The sequence below is a fragment of the Verrucosispora sp. WMMD573 genome, from assembly GCF_027497175.1.
Taxonomy (GTDB): domain Bacteria; phylum Actinomycetota; class Actinomycetes; order Mycobacteriales; family Micromonosporaceae; genus Micromonospora.
This window is the reverse complement of sequence record NZ_CP114901.1, coordinates 657405-677463: the sequence shown is the minus strand read 5'-3', so window position 1 is coordinate 677463 and position 20059 is coordinate 657405. Positions and strand designations below refer to the sequence as shown.

Here is a 20059-nt window from a genome sequence, read left to right as displayed (position 1 = left end):
TCCGCCGTGTTCGTGTACCGGCCCGCAACCGGCATGAGCAGGGGCGTCAAAGCCGGTCCGCGGTGGGTGGACCGGGCCGGCGGGCTCGCTCGTGGGTGGGAAAGAGCGCCCGATGCCGACACCGGCCCTTGACGCGGCCCTGGGCTGCCAGGCACGCTGACATCAGCAAGACCTTCCGCGCTTGCGACGGCCACCGCGCGGGTAATGCAGCGGCAGCACCACTCGCCACGCAGACCCGGGCGGCCCGGCAGGGACGTTGCGTTCCGAGCGGCCCGGTGCGACCCGTTTGAGGGGTCCCGAGGCACGTTCCGCAACAACCTGCGGGGTGGGCTGGACAGCGGTTAGCCTCTCGGCTACACTGCTAGTTTGCGCTGCCTTCCGACTTGACCCCTGCTCGGAAATGTCCGTTTATGGATATTTTCTGGTGGGGTCATTGGAGTGCACGCGTACCAGCCGTTCTGCAGCACCGGTCCTCGGAAGGACGCATCTTGGCAGCTTCCCGCCCTGCGAAGACCAGTCGTACGTCGAGCGCATTCGCTCCCCGCCGAGTTTCCTTCGGTCGGATCACCGAACACCTCGAGGTCCCCAACCTCCTCGCCATTCAGAACGAGTCCTTCGACTGGCTCGTCGGCAACGAGGCTTGGCAGGGCCGGTCGGCGGACGACCCGCACGCACGCTCGGGTCTCGCGGAAATCCTCGACGAGATCAGTCCCATTGAGGACTTTTCCGGCACTATGTCGCTTTCCTTTTCGGCGCCGCGCTTCGACGAGGTCAAGGCCTCGATCGAGGAGTGCAAGGAGAAGGACCTCACCTACTGCGCGCCACTGTTCGTGACCGCGGAGTTCACCAACAACACCACCGGCGAGATCAAGAGCCAGACGGTGTTCATGGGTGACTTCCCGATGATGACGCCGAAGGGCACCTTCATCATCAACGGCACCGAGCGGGTGGTGGTCAGCCAGCTCGTCCGCTCGCCGGGCGTGTACTTCGACAAGCAGCCGGACAAGACCTCCGACCGCGACCTCTCCAGCGTCAAGGTCATCCCGAGTAGGGGTGCCTGGCTGGAGTTCGACATCGACAAGCGCGACACGGTCGGCGTTCGCATCGACCGTAAGCGTCGGCAGGCCGTCACGGTGCTGCTCAAGGCCATCGGATGGTCGGCCGAGCAGATCCGTGAGAAGTTCGGCTGGTCCGAGCTGATGATGACCACGCTCGAAAAGGATCACATCGCCGGCCAGGACGAGGCGCTGCTCGACATCTACCGCAAGCTGCGCCCTGGCGAGCCGCCGACCCGCGAGAACGCCCAGACCTTGCTCGACAACCTCTTCTTCAACCCGAAGCGGTATGACGTAGCCAAGGTCGGTCGGTACAAGTTCAACAAGAAGCTCGAGCTGGACGTGCCGATCACCACCGGCACGTTGACCGAGGACGACATCGTCGCCACCGTGGAGTACCTCTGCCGGCTGCACGCCGGTGAGGAGGGCTACGAGGCCGACGACATCGACCACTTCGGCAACCGGCGGCTGCGTACCGTGGGCGAGCTGATCCAGAACCAGGTTCGGGTCGGCCTGTCCCGGATGGAGCGGGTCGTCCGTGAGCGGATGACCACCCAGGACGTCGAGGCCATCACGCCGCAGACCCTGATCAACATCCGTCCGGTCGTCGCCGCGATCCGCGAGTTCTTCGGCACCTCGCAGCTGTCCCAGTTCATGGACCAGACCAACCCGCTGGCGGGCCTGACCCACCGGCGACGGCTGAGCGCGCTCGGCCCCGGTGGTCTGTCCCGGGAGCGGGCCGGCTTCGAGGTCCGCGACGTGCACCCGTCCCACTACGGCCGGATGTGCCCGATCGAGACGCCGGAGGGCCCGAACATCGGCCTGATCGGCGCGCTGTCCACCTTCGCCCGGGTCAACCCGTTCGGCTTCATCGAGACGCCGTACCGGAAGGTCATCGACGGTCGGGTCACCGACCAGATCGACTACCTGACCGCGGATGAGGAGGACCGGTTCGTCAAGGCGCAGGCCAACGCCCCGCTGCGGGCCGACGGCTCGTTCGCCGAGGACCGCGTCCTGGTTCGGCGGAAGGGCGGCGAGACCGAGGACGTCCCGCCGGCCGCCGTGGACTACATGGACGTGTCGCCGCGGCAGATGACCTCGGTCGCGACCGCGATGATTCCGTTCCTGGAGCACGACGACGCGAACCGGGCCCTGATGGGCGCGAACATGCAGCGTCAGGCGGTGCCGCTGGTCAAGGCCGAGTCCCCGTTGGTCGGCACCGGCATGGAGTACCGTGCCGCCGTCGACGCCGGTGACGTGGTCGTGGCCGAGGTCGGTGGCGTGGTCGAGGACCTCTGCGCCGACTACATCACCGTCCACCAGGACGACGGCCACCGCCGTACGTACCTGCTGCACAAGTTCCGCCGCTCCAACGCCGGCTCCTGCGTCAACCAGAAGCCTGTCGTCTTCGAGGGCGACCGGGTCGAGGCCGGCCAGGTCATCGCCGACGGTCCGTGCACCGACGAGGGCGAGATGGCGCTCGGGCGAAACCTGCTCGTGGCGTTCATGACCTGGGAGGGGCACAACTACGAGGACGCGATCATCCTGTCGCAGCGCCTCGTGCAGCAGGACGTCCTCACCTCGATCCACATCGAGGAGCACGAGGTCGACGCCCGGGACACCAAGCTCGGCCCGGAGGAGATCACCCGCGACATCCCGAACGTCAGCGAGGAGATGCTCGCCGACCTGGACGAGCGCGGGATCATCCGGATCGGCGCCGAGGTCGTCCCCGGCGACATCCTGGTCGGCAAGGTCACGCCCAAGGGCGAGACCGAGCTGACCCCGGAGGAGCGGCTGCTTCGCGCGATCTTCGGCGAGAAGGCGCGCGAGGTCCGGGACACCTCTCTGAAGGTGCCGCACGGCGAGACCGGCACGGTCATCGGCGTGCGTACCTTCTCCCGGGAGGACGGCGACGAGTTGCCGCCGGGCGTCAACGAGCTGGTCCGGGTCTACGTCGCCCAGAAGCGGAAGATCCAGGACGGTGACAAGCTCGCCGGCCGACACGGCAACAAGGGCGTCATCTCCAAGATCCTGCCGGTCGAGGACATGCCGTTCCTGGAGGACGGCACGCCTGTCGACATCGTGCTCAACCCGCTGGGTGTGCCGAGCCGGATGAACATCGGCCAGGTGCTGGAGACGCACCTGGGCTGGGTGGCCAAGACGGGCTGGCAGGTCGAGGGCGACGACGCCGAGTGGAAGCGGCAGCTTCAGGGCATCGGCGCCGACTCCTCCGAGCCGGACACCAACGTGGCCACTCCGGTCTTCGACGGTGCCCGCGAGGAGGAGATCTCCGGTCTGCTCGCGTCGACCCTGCCCAACCGGGACGGTCGGCAGCTGATCGGTTCCTCCGGTAAGGCGCAGCTGTTCGACGGTCGTTCGGGTGAGCCGCTGCCCGACCCGATCGCGGTCGGCTACATCTACATCCTGAAGCTCAACCACCTGGTCGACGACAAGATCCACGCTCGTTCGACCGGCCCGTACTCGATGATCACGCAGCAGCCGCTGGGTGGTAAGGCGCAGTTCGGTGGCCAGCGCTTCGGTGAGATGGAGTGCTGGGCGATGCAGGCCTACGGTGCCGCGTACGCCCTGCAGGAGCTGCTGACGATCAAGTCCGACGATGTTCTCGGCCGGGTGAAGGTCTACGAGGCCATCGTCAAGGGCGAGAACATCCCGGAGCCGGGCATCCCGGAGTCGTTCAAGGTGCTGCTCAAGGAGCTGCAGTCGCTGTGCCTCAATGTCGAGGTGCTCTCCAGCGACGGTGTGGCCCTGGAGATGCGCGAGACCGACGACGAGGTGTTCCGGGCCGCGGAGGAACTGGGTATCGACCTGTCCCGGCGCGAGCCGAGCTCGGTCGAGGAAGTGTGACGTTGGGGTTTCGGGGCGGGGCGACCCACTCCGGGCGGTCAGGCTTGATCCCTCCGTGGGTCACCCCGCCCCGAAACCAAAACCCGGTGAGCTGCTGACGCACCAAGCGACGTGTGAGGGATTTGAACGTGCTCGACGTCAACTTTTTCGACGAGTTGCGAATTGGGCTGGCGACCGCGGACGACATTCGTCAGTGGTCGCACGGCGAGGTCAAGAAGCCCGAGACGATCAACTACCGCACCCTCAAGCCGGAGAAGGACGGGCTCTTCTGCGAGAAGATCTTCGGTCCGCAGCGGGACTGGGAGTGCTACTGCGGTAAGTACAAGCGGGTCCGGTTCAAGGGCATCATCTGTGAGCGCTGCGGCGTCGAGGTGACCCGCTCGAAGGTCCGCCGTGAGCGGATGGGCCACATCGAGCTGGCTGCCCCGGTGACCCACATCTGGTACTTCAAGGGCGTGCCGAGCCGGCTGGGCTACCTGCTGGACCTCGCCCCGAAGGACCTCGAGAAGATCATTTACTTCGCCTCGTACGTCGTGACGAGCGTTGACGCCGAAGCGCGTCACCGTGACCTCTCGACCATCGAGAACGAGATCCTGGCCGAGAAGCGGCAGTCGGAGAACAGCCGCGACTCGGAGATCGAGAAGCGGGCGGCCAAGCTCGAGGCCGACCTGGCCGAGCTGGAGGCCGAGGGCGCGAAGGCGGACGTCCGGCGCAAGGTCAAGGAGGGCGGAGAGCGCGAGATGCGCCAGATCCGCGACCGGGCCCAGCGCGAGATCGACCGCCTGGACGAGGTGCTGGACACCTTCCGCAAGCTGGAGCCGAAGCAGCTGGTCACCGACGAGCTGCTCTACCGCGAGCTGCGCGACCGGTTCGGTGAGTACTTCACCGGTGGCATGGGTGCCGAGGCGATCAAGGCCCTGGTGCAGAACATGGACCTGGAGGCCGAGGCCGAGAACCTGCGGGAGACCATCCGCACCGGTAAGGGCCAGCGGAAGATCCGGGCGCTCAAGCGGCTGAAGGTCGTCGCGGCGTTCCAGAACACCCGCAACTCGCCGCTCGGCATGGTGCTGGACTGCGTGCCGGTCATCCCGCCGGACCTGCGCCCGATGGTGCAGCTCGACGGTGGCCGTTTCGCCACCAGCGACCTGAACGACCTCTACCGCCGGGTGATCAACCGGAACAACCGGCTCAAGCGGCTGATCGACCTCGGCGCGCCCGAGATCATCGTCAACAACGAGAAGCGGATGCTGCAGGAGGCCGTCGACGCGTTGTTCGACAACGGCCGCCGCGGCCGGCCGGTCACCGGCCCGGGTAACCGTCCGCTCAAGTCGCTGTCCGACATGCTCAAGGGCAAGCAGGGCCGGTTCCGCCAGAACCTGCTGGGCAAGCGCGTCGACTACTCCGGCCGTTCGGTGATCGTGGTCGGCCCGAAGCTCAAGCTGCACCAGTGCGGCCTGCCCAAGCAGATGGCGCTGGAGCTGTTCAAGCCGTTCGTGATGAAGCGGCTGGTCGACCTCAACCACGCGCAGAACATCAAGTCCGCCAAGCGGATGGTCGAGCGGCAGCGGCCGGTCGTGTGGGACGTGCTGGAAGAGGTCATCGGCGAGCACCCGGTGCTGCTCAACCGGGCACCGACCCTGCACCGACTCGGCATCCAGGCCTTCGAGCCGCAGCTGGTCGAGGGCAAGGCCATCCAGATCCACCCGCTGGTCTGCACCGCGTTCAACGCCGACTTCGACGGTGACCAGATGGCGGTGCACGTGCCGCTGTCCGCCGAGGCCCAGGCCGAGGCGCGGATCCTGATGCTGTCGTCGAACAACATCCTCAAGCCGGCCGACGGCAAGCCGGTCACCATGCCCACCCAGGACATGGTCATCGGGCTCTACCACCTGACCCACCTCACCGCCGGTGAGCGCGGGGAGGGCCGGGCGTTCAGCTCGGACGCCGAGGCGCGGATGGCGTACGACAACGGCGAACTGCACCTGCAGGCGCCGGTGAAGATCCGGCTGCGGGACGTGGTCGAGGTCGACAACGGCACCGGCGGGCAGCCGTGGACCGCACCCGAGGGCTGGGTTCCGGGCGAGCCGCTCACGGTCGAGACCACTCTCGGTCGGGTGCTGTTCAATGAGACCCTGCCGCAGGGCTACCGGTTCGTGAACTACGAGATCCGCAAGGGTCAGCTCTCCGCGATCGTCAACGACCTCGCCGAGCGGTTCCCGAAGGTGGCCCTGGCGGCCACCCTGGACGGGCTCAAGGAAGCCGGCTTCCACTGGGCCACCTGGTCCGGCGTGACGATCGGCATGGAGGACGTCATCGCTCCGCCGCGCAAGCGGGAGATCCTGGAGCGGTACGAGAAGGAAGCCGACCGGATCGACAAGCAGTACCAGCGTGGTCTGATGACCGCCGAGGAGCGTCGCGGCGAGCTCATCGAGATCTGGACCAAGGCGACCAACGAGGTCGCCAAGGAGATGGACACCGCGCTGCCGCAGGAGAACCCGCTGTGGAAGATGATCAACTCGGGTGCTCGCGGTAACCTGCTTCAGCTCCGGCAGATCGCGGCGATCCGTGGTCTGGTGGCCAACCCGAAGGGCGAGATCATCCCGCGGCCGATCAAGGCCAGCTATCGGGAGGGTCTGTCCGTGCTGGAGTACTTCATCTCCACGCACGGTGCCCGTAAGGGTCTCGCGGACACCGCTCTGCGTACCGCCGACTCGGGTTACCTGACCCGGCGTCTGGTGGACGTCTCGCAGGACGTCATCATCCGCGAGGAGGACTGCGGCACCGATCGGGCCATCCCGATGCAGGTCGGTCAGCAGCTCGACGGCCGGCTCGTGGTGCACGAGCACGCGGAGACCAGCGTGCACGCCCGTACCCTGGCCGACGACATCAAGGGGCCGGACGGCACCGTCGTCGCCGAGCGGGGCGCGGACATCAACTCGATCCTGGTCGACCGGATCGTCGCCGCCGGAGTCGAGACCGTCCGGGTGCGCAGCGTGCTCACCTGCGAGTCAAAGCTGGGCGTCTGCGGTGCGTGCTACGGCCGCTCGTTGCCGACCGGCAAGATCGTCGACGTCGGTGAGGCGGTCGGCATCATCGCCGCCCAGTCCATCGGTGAGCCGGGTACGCAGCTGACGATGCGTACCTTCCACACCGGTGGTGTCGCGGGTGAGGACATCACCCAGGGTCTGCCGCGGGTCCAGGAGATCTTCGAGGCCCGGATCCCGAAGGGCAAGGCGCCCATCGCCGACACCCCCGGCCGGATCCGGATCGAGGACGGCGAGCGGTCGCGCAAGATCGTGGTGATTCCGGACGACGGCAGCGACGAGATCGTCTACGACAAGATCTCGAAGCGGGTCCGGCTGCGGGCCCACGACGGCGACCACGTCGAGGTCGGCGAGAAGCTCACCGAGGGCACCATCGACCCGCACGAGCTGCTGCGCATCCTCGGCCCCCGGGCGGTCCAGGTCCACCTGACCCAGGAGGTCCAGGAGGTCTACCGCTCTCAGGGTGTGCTCATTCACGACAAGCACATCGAGATCATCATCCGCCAGATGCTCAAGCGGGTGACGGTCATCGACTCCGGCTCGACCGAGTTCCTGCCGGGTGTGCTTGTCGACCGGGCGCTGTTCGAGTCGGAGAACCGCCGGCTCGTCGGCGAGGGTGGCGAACCCGCCGCCGGTCGTCCGGTGCTGATGGGTATCACCAAGGCCTCGCTGGCCACCGACTCCTGGCTCTCGGCGGCCTCCTTCCAGGAGACCACCCGGGTGCTGACCGACGCGGCGATCCACGCCCGCAGCGACTCGCTTATCGGTCTCAAGGAGAACGTGATCATCGGTAAGCTCATCCCGGCCGGTACCGGCATCAGCAAGTACCGCAACGTCCGGGTCGAGCCGACCGAGGAGGCGAAGGCCAAGGTCTACTCGATGACCGGCTACCCGGAGACCGACTACGGGTTCGGGCCGGCCAGTGGCCAGGCGGTCCCGCTGGACGACTTCGACTTCGGGTCGTACCGCTAGACCGTGCGGTGACGTGAGAGGCCCCGGCGTGCACGCGCCGGGGCCTCTTCGTGTTCCGGGGCGGCCGTGGGCGCTTTCCCGCGCTGCGGATCCAGTTCGTGCTGTGGGTACGGCGCGGACAGTCGTCGGCGGGGGCATCATGTGGTCATGACGATCGCACCCGGACCGGTGCCCGCCGCATCGGCACCGCGTCACCCGCTCGACCCGGATCCGGTCCGGGCGACCAAGGCTCGGGCGGTCTTCGCCCTCGGCCTGATGGCCGCACTGACGGGACTGCTGATCGGTGGCGTGGTACCGGCCACGGTGGCCCTGCACCTGGCCCGGCAGGCGCGTCGTGAGGCGTACGCCTCGGCGGGTTTCCTGACCGGCGCGGCCTGGCTGCGTCGTGGCGAGCGGCTGGCCTGGACGGGCCTGGTGCTGGTCGCGGTCAGCCTGGTGGTGGCGCTGGTGATCGGGGTGGTCCGGCTCGCCGAGTCGCCCTACGGGCAGGACTTCGCGCCCGAGGTCGACTGACGGGCGGGACGGCTGCGTCCTCACGCCCGGCACCGAGGGGCTGACTGCCGACGGTAGCCTGACCGGTGTCCGTCGCGCGGTGCGTGGACGCTGCCCGACAAGGAGGATCCCGTGACGGAACCGGCGCGCCCCGAGGGCGGCGAAGCCGCTCAGCCCACCGTCGGGCGCCCCGATGCCGACCAGACGGGATGGGCCCGGCCCGGGCCGGCCACAGGCTCTCCCTTCGGGCCGCCCGGCTCGCCGGCTTGGGGTCCGCCGGCTGGCTCGGCACCGCCCGCTCCGGCTGTCTCCGGGCCACCGGCAGGGGCTCCACCTGTCTTCGGAGCGGTGCCGGGGTCGCCACCGGCGCCGGGTTGGCCCGCTGGCGGCCCGAGCTGGGGACAACCGCCGCCACCACCGCCGCAGGGGCCTCCCCGACCGCCGAAGCGGGTCGAGCCGGTGCCCGGTACGCCGTTCGCGGTGGTGCACCTCGACGTGCCCCCGGTCGCCTCGGGCCTGGCAGTCGGCTCGCTGGTGGCCGGTATCACCTCGATTCTGGTCTCGATTCTGGTCATCTGCGTCGGCGCCATCGGGGGAGGGGCGAACGGGGCCTGGGCGGCGGGTGCCTTCGCCGCGCTCGGTGGCCTCACCGGGGCGGGCGCCGTCGTGGCCGGTCTGCTCGGCCTGCGGCAGATTCGCCGTCCGGCGCCTCCGCCGGCGGTCCGCTTCACCGGCCGTGGTCTGGCCATCGCGGGAATCAGCTGCGGTGGGACCGGCCTGCTGCTCTGCCTGGTGGGCGTGGGGCTGGCGGTGCTGCTGGCGGTGGCCTAGGGCGCGCCTGGCCTCCCGTCTCCCGAGGGACTCCACCGGGACCGGAGCACCGCCTGGCCCGGCTCATCCGCGTGAGCCTGGAACGCGGCCGGGCCGATCGCTGGCCGGGCTGCGGTCAGCCTGGGGGCTCGCGGGCCGGTTTCCGGCAGAGCCGGTACACTCGTACCCGTAGGTGCCCATCACGGGCGGGCGGTGCGACAGAGATCAGCCGGCAAGCGGTGCGATGTCCGGCGGGTCTTCCGTTTTGACCAGCGCGGCTGTGGTAGGTACTCTTTCCCCTTGTGCCCGGGCTCGCCCGGGCAACTCGTGCGTGCGCTGGAGCCGGCTATCCGATATCCGGACGGCACCACGATTGGAGCCAGAAGATCCGGCCTGCGGCGATCCGCGTGCCGGTGACAAACCCCGGGTCTGCGCGCAAGCGCCGGACGGGAAACCGTGAGTTTGGCGACACGCCCGACCGCGGGTGCCGGGACCTCCGCGAGGTGGCCCTGGCCGGAATGTAGGAGAGCCGATCACCAGATCGGCTACGGCAGACGGCGCGGTCGCGAGCAGCGGCCGAAGGGAGCGGAGAAACCCGGTGCCCACCATTCAGCAGTTGGTCCGAAAGGGCCGTCAGGCGAAGACGACCAAGACCAAGACCCCGGCGCTCAAGGGATCCCCGCAGCGGCGGGGCGTGTGCACCCGGGTGTACACCACCACCCCGAAGAAGCCGAACTCGGCGCTGCGCAAGGTCGCTCGGGTCAAGCTCAGCAGCCAGGTCGAGGTGACCGCCTACATCCCCGGTGTCGGGCACAACCTGCAGGAGCACTCCATCGTGCTCGTGCGCGGTGGCCGGGTGAAGGACCTCCCCGGTGTGCGTTACAAGATCGTTCGCGGTTCGCTGGACACCCAGGGTGTCCGTAACCGCAAGCAGGCGCGCAGCCGCTACGGCGCGAAGAAGGAGAAGAGCTGACATGCCGCGTAAGGGACCTGCTCCGCGGCGACCGCTGGTCGCTGACCCGGTGTACAACTCGCCGCTGGTCACGCAGCTGGTGAACAAGATCCTGCTGCGCGGCAAGCGTCAGCTCGCCGAGCGCGTCGTCTACGCCGCCCTGGAGGGCTGCCGGGAGAAGTCCGGGACCGACCCAGTCGTCACCCTCAAGCGCGCCATGGACAACGTCAAGCCGACCCTTGAGGTGCGCAGCCGCCGTGTCGGTGGCGCGACCTACCAGGTTCCGGTCGAGGTCCGGCCGGCCCGGGCCACCACGCTGGGCCTGCGCTGGCTGGTGACCTACGCCCGCGCCCGGCGGGAGAAGACGATGATCGAGCGGCTGATGAACGAGCTGCTGGACGCGAGCAACGGCCTCGGTGCCGCCGTCAAGCGGCGCGAGGACACGCACAAGATGGCCGAGTCCAACAAGGCCTTCGCGCACTACCGCTGGTAACACCCTGGTCCCGGCGCCAACCGGTGCCGGGACCGCCACCAGTTGTGTCGAGACGACGATAAGTAGGGATTGAAGTGGCCGCCGCAGACGCGCTCGCCAACGTACGCAACATCGGCATCATGGCGCACATCGATGCCGGTAAGACCACTACCACCGAGCGAATCCTGTTCTACACCGGTATCACGTACAAGATCGGTGAGGTCCACGAGGGCGCTGCCGTCATGGACTGGATGGAGCAGGAGCAGGAGCGCGGTATCACCATCACTTCCGCCGCCACGAAGTGCGAGTGGAAGGGCCACACGATCCAGATCATCGACACGCCCGGCCACGTCGACTTCACGGTCGAGGTGGAGCGGTCGCTGCGGGTCCTGGACGGTGCGGTCGCGGTCTACGACGGCGTGGCCGGCGTGGAGCCGCAGACGGAGAACGTCTGGCGTCAGGCGGACAAGTACAACGTCCCGCGGATGTGCTTCGTCAACAAGCTCGACCGGACCGGTGCCGACTTCTTCCGCTGCGTGCAGATGATGATCGACCGGCTGAACGCCACCCCGCTGGTGCTCCAGATCCCGATCGGGCTCGAGGGCAACCACATCGGCGTCGTCGACCTGGTCCAGATGCGTGCCCTCACCTGGCGCGGGGAGACCCAGAAGGGTGAGGACTACGCGATCGAGGAGATCCCGGCCGACCTGGCCGACTCCGCGGCCGAGTGGCGCGAGAAGCTGATGGAGACCCTGGCCGACGTCGACGACTCGGTGATGGAGAAGTACCTGGAGGGCGAGGAGATCTCCGTCGAGGAGATCAAGGCCGCCATCCGGCGGGCCACCATCGCCAGCAAGGCCAACCCGGTGCTCTGCGGCTCCGCGTTCAAGAACAAGGGCGTGCAGCCCATGCTCGACGCCGTCATCGACTACCTGCCGTCGCCGCTGGACATCCCGGCGATCGAGGGCACGGCGACCGACGGCGAGACGCCGATGCAGCGGAAGCCCTCCACCTCGGAGCCCTTCTCCGGCCTGGCGTTCAAGATCCAGACCGACAAGCACCTCGGTAAGCTGACCTACGTCCGGGTCTACTCCGGTGTGGTCGAGTCCGGGTCCCAGGTGGTCAACTCCACCAAGGACCGCAAGGAGCGGGTCGGCAAGATCTACCAGATGCACGCCAACAAGCGGGAGGAGCGCAGCTCCGCCAAGGCTGGCGACATCATCGCGGTGCAGGGTCTGAAGCAGACCACCACCGGTGACACCCTGTGCGACCCGGCGAACCCGGTCATCCTGGAGTCGATGACCTTCCCGGAGCCGGTCATCGAGGTGGCCATCGAGCCGAAGACGAAGGCTGACCAGGAGAAGCTCAGCACCGCCATCCAGCGGCTCGCCGAGGAGGATCCGACCTTCCGCGTCAAGCTGGACGACCAGACCGGCCAGACGGTCATCTCCGGCATGGGCGAGCTGCACCTGGACATCCTGGTCGACCGGATGCGCCGCGAGTTCAACGTCGAGGCGAACATCGGTAAGCCGCAGGTGGCGTACCGCGAGACCATCCGCCGCACGGTGGAGAAGGTCGAGTACACCCACAAGAAGCAGACCGGTGGTTCCGGCCAGTACGCCCGGGTGATCGTCAGCCTGGAGCCGCTGCCGCTGGGCAACGACGCGCCGACCTACGAGTTCGCCAACGCCGTCACCGGTGGCCGCATCCCCCGGGAGTTCATCCCCTCGGTGGACGCGGGCGCGCAGGACGCGATGCAGTACGGCATCCTTGCCGGCTTCCCGCTGGTGGGGGTCAAGCTGACGCTGCTGGACGGCCAGTACCACGAGGTCGACTCGTCGGAGATGGCATTCAAGATCGCCGGCTCGATGGTGATGAAGGACGCGGCCCGCAGGGCCGATCCCGCGCTGCTTGAGCCGATGATGGCTGTTGAGGTCACCACTCCGGAGGAGAACATGGGTGACGTCATCGGCGACCTCAACTCCCGACGCGGCATCATCCAGGCGATGGAGGAGCGCAGCGGCGCCCGTGTCGTCCGCGCCCTGGTGCCGTTGTCGGAGATGTTCGGCTACGTCGGCGACCTGCGGTCGAAGACCCAGGGCCGGGCTAGCTACAGCATGCAGTTCGACTCCTACGCGGAGGTTCCGGCCTCCGTGGCGAAGGAGATCATCGCCAAGGCGACGGGTGAGTGACGCTCACCTGACGTGATCGGATGATCCGACGGTGGTCGCGGAAGGAATTCCCGACCGTGACCACCTCGGTCGGATTGTGTGAATTCCGGGCCTGTAGGCTTCATCGCCGCAGAACCCACAAAAGCTTCCCGGCCGTCAGGCCGGAAAGGCTGTCGACAGAGTCCTAAGCGCCGCTCCTGGCGCGCCGGGGCGAACGAACCAAGAAGTCCACAGGAGGACACCAGTGGCGAAGGCGAAGTTCGAGCGGACTAAGCCGCACGTCAACATCGGCACCATTGGTCACATCGACCACGGTAAGACGACGCTGACGGCGGCCATCACCAAGGTCCTGCACGACCAGTTCCCGGACCTGAACCCGTACACGCCGTTCGACGAGATCGACAAGGCGCCGGAGGAGAAGGCCCGCGGCATCACGATCTCGATCGCGCACGTCGAGTACCAGACCGAGGCGCGGCACTATGCGCACGTCGACTGCCCCGGTCACGCCGACTACATCAAGAACATGATCACCGGTGCCGCCCAGATGGACGGCGCGATCCTGGTGGTCGCGGCGACCGACGGCCCGATGCCGCAGACCCGCGAGCACGTGCTGCTGGCCCGCCAGGTCGGCGTGCCGTACATCGTCGTGGCGCTGAACAAGAGCGACATGGTCGACGACGAGGAGCTGCTGGAGCTCGTCGAGCTCGAGGTCCGCGAGCTGCTCTCGTCGCAGGAGTACCCGGGCGACGACCTGCCGGTCGTGCGGGTCTCGGCGCTCAAGGCCCTGGAGGGCGACCCGGAGTGGACCGGTCGCCTGATGGAGCTGATGAACGCCGTCGACACCGCGATCCCGCAGCCGGAGCGCGAGACCGAGAAGCCGTTCCTGATGCCGATCGAGGACGTCTTCACGATCACCGGTCGTGGCACCGTCGTCACCGGTCGCGCCGAGCGCGGCATCCTCAAGCCGAACGAGGAGGTGGAGATCGTCGGTATCCGCGAGAAGTCGCAGAAGACGGTCTGCACCGGCATCGAGATGTTCCGCAAGCTGCTCGACGAGGCCCGTGCGGGTGAGAACGTCGGTCTGCTGCTGCGCGGCATCAAGCGCGAGGACGTCGAGCGCGGCATGGTGGTCGTCAAGCCGGGCACCACGACCCCGCACACGGAGTTCGAGGCGACCGTCTACATCCTCTCCAAGGAGGAGGGCGGCCGGCACACCCCGTTCTTCCAGAACTACCGCCCGCAGTTCTACTTCCGGACCACGGACGTCACCGGTGTCGTCACCCTCCCCGAGGGCACCGAGATGGTCATGCCGGGCGACAACACCACGATGACCGTGAAGCTGATCCAGCCCATCGCGATGGAGGAAAACCTCAAGTTCGCGATCCGGGAGGGTGGCCGTACGGTCGGCGCTGGTCGCGTCACCAAGATCATCAAGTGAGCTGGGTAACCCCGATTAGACCCGCCGCCGGTCGTGCGGCATACTAGTCAGGTTGCGTAACGACAGTTCGCCGCCCGTGTTCGGCTTCCGCTGAACCTCCGGGTAGGCAGAGCAGTCGGGCGTGGGGTGGTTGGCGGCCCGTCCGCCAACCACCCTCGCGCGGCGTTCAGGTCGCCTCAGTGCGATCGGCGCTTGGACCCACCGCGGTCAGGATCGCTCCGGTAGCCCGGGGCGGAGCCTGGCCCCCGGGCGCGACACGCCCGACCGCGGGGGTGGGCGAAGAGGGTCTGTGCCAGCCGGTACAGGCACCCGCAACACAGCGGCATCGAGAGAAGGAACAGAAGCCACCATGGCGGGACAGAAGATCCGCATCCGGCTCAAGGCCTATGACCACGAGGTCGTCGACTCCTCGGCTCGGAAGATCGTCGAGACGGTGACGCGTACCGGGGCGCAGGTCGCGGGCCCGGTGCCGCTGCCCACGGAGATCAACCGTTTCTGCGTCATCCGCTCGCCGCACAAGTACAAGGACTCGCGCGAGCACTTCGAGATGCGTACGCACAAGCGACTGATCGACATCATCGACCCGACCCCGAAGACGGTCGACTCGCTCATGCGCCTCGACCTGCCGGCTGGCGTCGACATCGAGATCAAGCTGTAGGGACCGGACACATGGACAGGCAAGTTAAGGGGATCCTGGGCGCGAAGCTCGGCATGACCCAGGTCTGGGACAACAACCGCGTTGTCCCGGTGACCGTGGTTCAGGCCGGCCCCTGCGTCATCACCCAGGTTCGTGACGCCGGCAAGGACGGTTACTCCGCGGTCCAGCTGGCATACGGGACGATCGACCCGCGGAAGGCGAAGAAGCCGCTGCGTGGGCACTACGCCAAGGCCGATGTGGCGCCGCGCCGGCACATCGTCGAGCTGCGCACCAGCGACGCCGCGGACTACTCGCTCGGCCAGGAGGTCACGGTCGAGGAGTTCCCGGCCGGTGTCTCGATCGACGTGACCGGCAAGACCAAGGGCAAGGGCTACGCCGGCCCGATGAAGCGGCACGGCTTCCACGGTCTGCGCGCCAGCCACGGTGTCGAGCGCAAGCACCGCTCGCCGGGCTCGATCGGCGCCTGCGCCACCCCGGGTCGCGTCTTCAAGGGCACCCGGATGGCCGGCCGCATGGGCGGCGTGCGCTACACCGTGCAGAACCTGACCGTCCAGGCGGTCGACACCGAGAACAATCTCCTGCTCGTCCGTGGCGCCATCCCCGGCCCCAAGGGCGCGCTGGTCCTGGTCCGTACCGCGGCCAAGGCCAAGGCGAAGAAGGGCGGTGTGGGCAAGTGACCACCGTTGACGTCCTCAACTCCGAGGGCACCAAGACCGGCTCGGTCGAGCTGCCCGCCGACATCTTCGACGCGCAGGCCAACATCGCGCTGATGCACCAGGTCGTCGTGGCGCAGCTGGCTGCCGCTCGGCAGGGCACCCACAAGACCAAGACCCGGGGCGAGGTTGCCGGCGGCGGCAAGAAGCCGTACAAGCAGAAGGGCACCGGTCGTGCCCGGCAGGGCTCGATCCGCGCGCCGCAGTTCGCCGGCGGTGGCGTGGTCCACGGCCCGGTGCCGCGCGACTACAGCCAGCGCACCCCGAAGAAGATGAAGGCCGCCGCGCTGCGTGGCGCCCTGTCGGACCGGGCGCGCGCCGGGCAGGTTCACGTCGTCGAGGCGTTCGTCTCGGGCGAGAAGCCGTCGACCAAGGCGGCCCTGGCCGCGCTCGCCAAGCTGACCACCGCCCGGCGGGTGCTGGTCGTGCTGAGCAGCACCGACGAGCTGAACTGGGTGTCGCTGCGCAACGAGCCGCGGGTGCACCTGATCGAGTCCGGCCAGCTCAACACGTACGACGTGCTGGTGGCCGACGATGTGGTCTTCACCAAGGAGGCCCTGGACGAGTTCCTGGGCGTGCCGGCCGAGACCACCGAGGAGGGTGGCAAGTGAGCACGATCGCCGATCCGCGCGACATCATCGTCGCGCCGGTCGTCTCGGAGAAGAGCTACAGCGAGCTGAACCGCAACTGGTACACCTTCCTGGTGCACCCGGACGCGAACAAGACGGCGATCAAGATCGCTATCGAGCAGATCTTCAACGTCCGTGTCCTGACGGTCAACACGCTCAACCGCGAGGGCAAGCGCAAGCGGACCCGTACCGGGTTCGGCAAGCGCAAGGACACCAAGCGGGCGATGGTGAAGCTGGCTGAGGGCGACCGCATCGAGGCCTTCGGCGGCCCGGTCAGCTGAGGGGTGTAGACAATGGCTATCCGTAAGTACAAGCCGACGACGCCGGGCCGGCGTGGCTCCAGCGTCGCCGACTTCGCCGAGATCACCCGGTCGACTCCCGAGAAGTCGCTGCTGGTGCCGCTGCCCAAGAAGGGCGGCCGGAACGTGCACGGCCGGATCACCGCCCGTCACCAGGGTGGCGGCCACAAGCGCCAGTACCGGCTGATCGACTTCAAGCGGGTCGACAAGGACGGCGTGCCGGCCAAGGTCGCGCACATCGAGTACGACCCGAACCGCACCGCGCGGATCGCGCTGCTGCACTACGCCGACGGCGAGAAGCGTTACATCATCGCGCCGAAGGACCTGAAGCAGGGCGACACGGTCGAGTCGGGTCCGAGTGCCGACATCAAGCCGGGCAACAACCTGCCGCTGCGCAACATCCCGGTCGGTACCACGATCCACAACGTGGAGCTGCGTCCGGGTGGTGGCGCCAAGCTGGCCCGCTCGGCCGGCGTCGGCATCCAGCTGCTCGGCCGGGAGGGCGCGTACGCGACCCTGCGTATGCCGTCCGGTGAGATCCGGCGGGTGGACGTGCGCTGCCGCGCCAGCGTCGGTGAGATCGGCAACGCCGACCAGTCGAACATCAACTGGGGTAAGGCCGGCCGGATGCGCTGGAAGGGTAAGCGCCCGACCGTCCGTGGTGTCGCCATGAACCCGGTCGACCACCCGCACGGTGGTGGTGAGGGCAAGACCTCCGGTGGTCGCCACCCGGTCAACCCGCAGGGTAAGCCCGAGGGCCGCACCCGTCGTAAGGGCCAGCCGAGTGACCGGCTGATCGTCCGCCGTCGCTACGCCACGCGTAAGCGCGGCTGAGGGAGATAAGACATGCCTCGCAGCCTGAAGAAGGGCCCGTTCATCGACGACCACCTGCTCAAGAAGGTGGAGACGCAGAACGAGAAGGGCTCGAAGAACGTCATCAAGACCTGGTCGCGCCGCTCGACGATCATCCCGGAGATGCTCGGGCACACGATCGCCGTGCACGACGGACGCAAGCACGTCCCGGTGTTCGTGACCGAGGCGATGGTCGGGCACAAGCTCGGCGAGTTCGCGCTGACCCGCACGTTCAAGGGTCACGAAAAGGACGACCGGAAGAGCCGCCGGCGCTGACGCCGCGGGCATACGGATAGAGGATCAAGGGGTTACAGCGATGCCAGGAAAGGGCGACGCTCCGGTGCTTCCGGGCGCGCGGGCGGTTGCGCGGTACGTGCGCATCTCGCCGATGAAGGCGCGCCGGGTGGTCAACCTCGTCCGCGGCCTGCCCGCGAAGGAGGCGCTCACGGTGCTGCAGTTCGCGCCGCAGGCGGCGAGCGAGCAGGTGTACAAGGTGCTCGCGAGCGCGATCGCCAACGCGGAGAACAACGAGCGGCTGGACCCCGACGCGCTGCTCGTCAGCGAGGCGTTCGTGGACGAGGGCCCGACGATGAAGCGGTTCCAGCCACGGGCGCAGGGCCGGGCGTACCGGATCCGTAAGCGCACCTGCCACATCACCGTGGCGGTCGAGGCGGTCGCGCCGGCCGCGCCGAGGAAGTCGGCGAACAAGGCGGCTCCGGCGAAGCAGACCGCGCCGGCCGAGACGCAGAGCAACACGGAGGGCGCCGAGTAATGGGTCAGAAGGTTCACCCGCACGGGTTCCGGCTCGGCATCTCGACCGACTGGAAGTCCCGCTGGTTCGCGGACAAGCTCTACAAGGACTACATCGGCGAGGATGTCAAGATCCGCCGGATGATGTCCAAGGGGCTGGAGCGCGCCGGCATCTCCAAGGTCGACATCGAGCGCACCCGCGACCGGGTCCGCGTCGACATCCACACCGCACGGCCGGGCATCGTCATCGGCCGTAAGGGCGCGGAGGCCGACCGGATTCGCGGCGAGCTGGAGAAGCTTACCGGCAAGCAGGTGCAGCTGAACATCATCGAGGTGAAGAACCCCGAGTCGGACGCGCAGCTGGTCGCCCAGGGCGTCGCCGAGCAGCTCTCCAGCCGGGTCAGCTTCCGTCGCGCGATGCGCAAGGCGATGCAGTCGGCGATGAAGAACCCGCTGTGCAAGGGCATCCGGGTGCAGGTCTCGGGTCGCCTCGGCGGCGCCGAGATGAGCCGTACGGAGTTCTACCGCGAGGGTCGGGTTCCGCTGCACACGCTGCGGGCCAACATCGAGTACGGCTTCTTCGAGGCCCGTACCACCTTCGGCCGCATCGGCGTGAAGGTCTGGATCTACAAGGGCGACGCGGTGCCGGGTCGGGAGACTCCGGCCGAGGCACCGTCGCGCCCGCGCCGGGAGCGCGGTGACCGGCCCGAGCGGCCGCGCCGTGGTCGGTCGGGTTCGTCCGGCACGACCTCCGGTGGCACCGAGGCCGGCCGGGCTGCCGCGACGACCGTCGCGCAGCAGGCCGAGACGCCGAGTGGCGAGCCGGTCGACAGCGCTGCTGTCGCGGCTGCGGCTTCGGCTCCGGCAGAAACGCAGCAGGAGGGCTGACAGATGCTGATGCCGCGCAAGCCCCCGAAGGGCTTCCGCAAGCCGCACCACCCGGACCGCAGCGGCGCGTCCAAGGGCGGCAACCGGGTGGTGTTCGGCGAGTTCGGGATTCAGGCTCTGGAGCCGGCGTACGTGACCAACCGGCAGATCGAGTCGGCACGTATCGCGATGACCCGCCACATCAAGCGTGGCGGCAAGGTCTGGATCACCATCTTCCCGGACCAGGCCCTCACCAAGAAGCCGGCGGAAACCCGGATGGGTTCCGGTAAGGGCTCGCCCGAGTGGTGGGTCGCGAACGTCAAGCCCGGGCGGGTTCTCTTCGAGATGTCCTTCCCGAACGAGCAGATCGCGCGAGAGGCGATGCGTCGCGCGATCCACAAGCTCCCGATGAAGTGCCGCATTGTTACGCGCGAAGTGGGTGAATCCTGATGGCAGCGGGCGTTAAGGCCTCCGAGCTGCGTGAGCTCTCCGAGGAGGAGCTGGTCACGAAGCTGCGCGAGGCCAAGGCGGAGCTGTTCAACCTCCGCGTGCAGGCCGCAACCGGGCAGCTGGACAACAACCGGCGGCTGCAGGTCATCCGTCGGGAGATCGCCCGGATCTACACGATCATGCGTGAGCGTGAGCTGGGGCTCTCGGCCGCGCCGACTGAGGTGACTGCAGGATGAGCGAGAACACGACTCCCACCAAGCCGCGGGGCCGCCGCAAGGTCCGTGAGGGCCTCGTGGTCAGCGACAAGATGGAAAAGACCGTCGTGGTCGAGGTCGAGGACCGGGTCAAGCACGCGCTGTACGGCAAGATCATGCGCCGGACCAGCAAGCTCAAGGTCCACGACGAGCAGAACTCCGCCGGCATCGGCGACCGCGTCCTGATCATGGAGACCCGGCCGCTTTCCGCCACCAAGCGGTGGCGGCTCGTGGAGATCCTCGAGAAGGCCAAGTAGCGAAGGCTCGAGCTCGGCCCAGACGGTCGGGCGCAGGTTCCGCCAGGCTCCGGCCGCCC

19 protein-coding genes are annotated in these 20059 nt (G+C 68.0%); all 19 read left to right on the top strand.

From position 1 onward, the window contains the following. Positions 1–488: 488 nt before the first annotated feature. The 19 genes from O7601_RS03135 to rpsQ all read left to right on the top strand — a co-directional run bounded on the left by O7601_RS03135 (position 489) and on the right by rpsQ (position 20000). The gene (locus O7601_RS03135) at positions 489–3920 is read left to right on the top strand and encodes a DNA-directed RNA polymerase subunit beta (protein ID WP_204000258.1); all 3432 of its coding nucleotides are present in this window, start codon (positions 489–491) and stop codon (positions 3918–3920) included. A 128-nt stretch (positions 3921–4048) separates the two neighbouring features. Then, a complete protein-coding gene (locus O7601_RS03130) occupies positions 4049–7936 on the top strand; it encodes a DNA-directed RNA polymerase subunit beta' (RefSeq protein WP_281566773.1) in 3888 nt (1295 codons plus the stop codon). A 147-nt stretch (positions 7937–8083) separates the two neighbouring features. Continuing rightward, positions 8084–8449: a hypothetical protein gene (locus tag O7601_RS03125; protein ID WP_210936514.1), complete on the top strand. Its 366-nt coding sequence runs from the start codon at positions 8084–8086 to the stop codon at positions 8447–8449. A gap of 438 nt (positions 8450–8887) precedes the next feature. Next, the gene (locus O7601_RS03120; protein ID WP_281564772.1) at positions 8888–9259 is read left to right on the top strand and encodes a hypothetical protein; all 372 of its coding nucleotides are present in this window, start codon (positions 8888–8890) and stop codon (positions 9257–9259) included. Between the two features lie 577 nt (positions 9260–9836). Further along, positions 9837–10211, top strand: coding sequence for a 30S ribosomal protein S12 (gene rpsL / locus O7601_RS03115; RefSeq protein ID WP_013735958.1), 375 nt, complete (start codon positions 9837–9839; stop codon positions 10209–10211). Position 10212: 1 nt separating this feature from the next. Further along, on the top strand, positions 10213–10683 hold the full coding sequence (gene rpsG / locus O7601_RS03110) for a 30S ribosomal protein S7 (protein ID WP_093403604.1): 471 nt from the start codon (positions 10213–10215) through the stop codon (positions 10681–10683). 74 nt (positions 10684–10757) lie between these two features. Next, a complete protein-coding gene (gene fusA / locus O7601_RS03105; RefSeq protein ID WP_281564771.1) occupies positions 10758–12854 on the top strand; it encodes an elongation factor G in 2097 nt (698 codons plus the stop codon). Positions 12855–13077: 223 nt separating this feature from the next. Beyond that, positions 13078–14271 carry an elongation factor Tu gene (gene tuf, locus O7601_RS03100; RefSeq protein ID WP_169595907.1) on the top strand — a complete coding sequence of 398 codons (1194 nt, stop codon included), beginning with the start codon at positions 13078–13080 and terminating at the stop codon, positions 14269–14271. 349 nt (positions 14272–14620) lie between these two features. Further along, on the top strand, positions 14621–14929 hold the full coding sequence (gene rpsJ / locus O7601_RS03095) for a 30S ribosomal protein S10 (protein WP_007073037.1): 309 nt from the start codon (positions 14621–14623) through the stop codon (positions 14927–14929). Between the two features lie 11 nt (positions 14930–14940). After that, a complete protein-coding gene (rplC, locus tag O7601_RS03090) occupies positions 14941–15606 on the top strand; it encodes a 50S ribosomal protein L3 (RefSeq protein ID WP_281564770.1) in 666 nt (221 codons plus the stop codon). Further along, a complete protein-coding gene (rplD, locus tag O7601_RS03085) occupies positions 15603–16253 on the top strand; it encodes a 50S ribosomal protein L4 (RefSeq protein ID WP_281564769.1) in 651 nt (216 codons plus the stop codon). Before rplC ends, rplD begins: the two co-directional genes overlap by 4 nt. Then, positions 16250–16552: a 50S ribosomal protein L23 gene (gene rplW, locus O7601_RS03080; RefSeq protein WP_093403611.1), complete on the top strand. Its 303-nt coding sequence runs from the start codon at positions 16250–16252 to the stop codon at positions 16550–16552. The genes rplD and rplW overlap by 4 nt, the downstream gene beginning before the upstream one ends. A 12-nt stretch (positions 16553–16564) precedes the next feature. Next, a complete protein-coding gene (gene rplB / locus O7601_RS03075; RefSeq protein ID WP_093403613.1) occupies positions 16565–17404 on the top strand; it encodes a 50S ribosomal protein L2 in 840 nt (279 codons plus the stop codon). A 12-nt stretch (positions 17405–17416) separates the two neighbouring features. After that, positions 17417–17698, top strand: a complete 282-nt coding sequence (gene rpsS / locus O7601_RS03070; protein ID WP_013735950.1) for a 30S ribosomal protein S19 — start codon at positions 17417–17419, stop codon at positions 17696–17698. A gap of 40 nt (positions 17699–17738) precedes the next feature. Then, on the top strand, positions 17739–18194 hold the full coding sequence (gene rplV / locus O7601_RS03065; RefSeq protein WP_164447883.1) for a 50S ribosomal protein L22: 456 nt from the start codon (positions 17739–17741) through the stop codon (positions 18192–18194). Next, complete coding sequence (gene rpsC / locus O7601_RS03060) at positions 18194–19060, top strand: 30S ribosomal protein S3 (protein ID WP_281564768.1); 867 nt, start codon at positions 18194–18196, stop codon at positions 19058–19060. Before rplV ends, rpsC begins: the two co-directional genes overlap by 1 nt. 3 nt (positions 19061–19063) lie before the next feature. Continuing rightward, the gene (gene rplP / locus O7601_RS03055; RefSeq protein ID WP_007465292.1) at positions 19064–19489 is read left to right on the top strand and encodes a 50S ribosomal protein L16; all 426 of its coding nucleotides are present in this window, start codon (positions 19064–19066) and stop codon (positions 19487–19489) included. Continuing rightward, positions 19489–19725, top strand: a complete 237-nt coding sequence (gene rpmC, locus O7601_RS03050; RefSeq protein ID WP_076466662.1) for a 50S ribosomal protein L29 — start codon at positions 19489–19491, stop codon at positions 19723–19725. The genes rplP and rpmC overlap by 1 nt, the downstream gene beginning before the upstream one ends. Then, positions 19722–20000, top strand: a complete 279-nt coding sequence (gene rpsQ / locus O7601_RS03045) for a 30S ribosomal protein S17 (protein ID WP_093403616.1) — start codon at positions 19722–19724, stop codon at positions 19998–20000. Before rpmC ends, rpsQ begins: the two co-directional genes overlap by 4 nt. The last annotated feature ends 59 nt before the right edge of the window (positions 20001–20059 follow it).